Consider the following 2,357-nt stretch of genomic DNA (forward strand, 5'->3'; position numbering starts at 1 on the left):
TCCCTGGCTATGGAGCAGGGCATTGCCTGACTGCAAGGCGGCATGGGCCTCCTGACTGGCCGCGTTCAGTGATTTCAGGATGGCTGGTAATTGCTGGTTGGCCGTGCGCGTTAACGCATCCAGATGGGCCATGGTCTGCTGCACATGTTGCAAGGTCTCGCGGGTTTGTGGAGAGCTGCTTAAGGTCGCCAGATTCTGGCTGAGTTGATCCAGATTGGCGGCAATTTTCTGCAGAGGAAGTGCATGGATTTTGGTTAGTATGTCATTCAACTGCTGAATACTGTCCTGAATGCCTGCTTCATGGACCATGGGAATGATGGGCGGTTGACCCGGCAGCAAACGGGCAGCTTTTGCACCTGGAACCAGACTGAGGTCAATGACCCTGGAACCCAGCATCGGAACAGTGCTCCCCAGTTGCGCCCGTAAGCCCTGGGCAATCAGGTGGCGGAGAATCCCGTTCATTTGTGCGGAAGGATGGGCCATGTCCCAGGCTTGCCCACCCTGGAGCGGAATCGCCTCTGGGTTGATTTTAATATCGATATCCGTCAGGAGTGCCTGGCGCTTGGTATCAAAAAACATATGCACAGCCGTGACGCTGCCCACACGGGCCCCTTCCAGCATGACGGCGGCACCGGTTTTCAAGCCCTGTGGACCTCCGGGCAAGCGCATTTGATAGGCCACGGCATTTTCGACCGGCGCATTTTTAGCCGCAGCAGCACTGGCATAAAGGGGAAATTGCGCATTATTGTCCACGCTGCTGCCGGTTTTGGGGGTGGAAAAACTGATGGCCCCGCTGATTAATGCCGGAATGGCAGGTATATGCACGCCGGGGTGCTCGCCAAACAGACTGACAGCGATGTTACCTGAACTCCAGAAACGGCTGCGCGCATTGACCAGATGCTGGTTTGTTTCGGGAATAAAGGCATAAATATCGAACCCTTCCCCATTTTTTTGCAAGGTTTCGCCGCGAATTTCACCGACCTGTTCGCCCCGGAACAAAATGGGTGCTCCACGAGAAATATTGCCTTTTTCCGGGGCGTGCAAAATGAGGGTGATACCTTTGGATTCGCTTTTCAGTACAGGTTCTTCATCCAGTCCGATGACATGATGGCGTGTGGGGCCACTATGCGGGTCAATACCTATATAGGGTCCGGCAATAATGGATTTGAGGGAGCTGAGGTCGGAAAAACTGACTTTTTCACCGGCAACCCAGTAGCGTGTACCTTTGCCCAGATGATGCGCCATGTAATTATCAAAACGCATGGAAACTGAAATTTCTCCAAGGGATTTTGACAGCTTGACAGCGGTAACATGTCCAACCGTAACGCCCCTATATTTCACTACGGTATGGTTAGCTTTGATGCCACCCATAGTCGGAAATTGCACGGTCACTGTCGGACCCTGTTCCATATAGCTGCGTAAAGCCAGCCAGGCGACAATGGCAAGGGCCGCGACAGGCACGGCCCAGATCAGACCGGGCCAGCGGGAGCGTCGAATTTTTGCAGTTGGCAAAGGATTATTCATGAGGTTCCATTAGATAAGCAGCCCAGAGTGCGCGGGGATCAAAGAATTCTGTCGCTATCATGGTCAGGACGACGACTGCGAGAAAGGCGGGAAGTGCATCGCCCACATAAACCGCCAGTAATCCGGATAAATGCATCAAGGGCAGAAAAACGGTAACGGTAAATACATCCACATGTGACCAGCGGCCAATGGTTTTTATCAGACGATAGATGGCGGTTTTCAATCTGAGCTGTTTGACCGAGTGGGTCCGTACGGAAATAAAAAACCAGCTCAAAGAAAAAAGTTTCAAAAAAGGAATGACAATGCTGGCCATAAAAATGATGGCGGCAAAAAGCAGGAAGTGCGCATCAATCAGTTTCATGACGCCGGTCATAATCGTATAGCCCTCCATTTTTCCTATTTGATAGTTATATTCCATAGGATAAAGATAGGCGAAGGGATAACAAAAAAATCCTGCCAGGGCAAAGGCCATGGTACGCATTGTCGATTGTGGTTTATAGCGCCAGACTTTTGCTGCGCAGCGTGGGCAGGCTTGCCCTTCCTGATGGGCGGCAATGGGCATCCCGCAATGGCCACAACCTATATATTCCTGGTCCAGATCCAGAGATTCCACATTAGGACCAATGCGCCGCCATATTTCCCGTCTTTCCAGAGTCGCCCGCGTGAGCATGCTGAGAAAGGCCAGCCCCACCACGCACCAGCCTCCGGTACCTACTTCGATGGGTAAAAAGGGCGCGACCCGTTCATAGCCGATGCCAAAACCAATCAGAAAAACATCCAGCATGGCCCATTGGTCCAGCCATTCAGACCAGCGAAACATCCTGCCCAGCCAG

General features: G+C 52.4%; 2 protein-coding genes. Both read right to left on the minus strand.

Translation table 11 applies throughout. The features are described from left to right. Window positions 1-1,524: PqiB family protein (locus HAP95_RS13235; RefSeq protein WP_215884629.1), on the minus strand; the 1,524-nt coding region annotated here is incomplete at its 3' end. Beyond that, on the minus strand, window positions 1,517-2,357 hold an 841-nt coding region (locus HAP95_RS13240; protein ID WP_215884630.1), incomplete at its 5' end, for a paraquat-inducible protein A. The genes HAP95_RS13240 and HAP95_RS13235, both read right to left, overlap by 8 nt.

This window comes from Acidithiobacillus sulfurivorans (assembly GCF_018853815.1).
GTDB lineage: Bacteria > Pseudomonadota > Gammaproteobacteria > Acidithiobacillales > Acidithiobacillaceae > Acidithiobacillus > Acidithiobacillus sulfurivorans.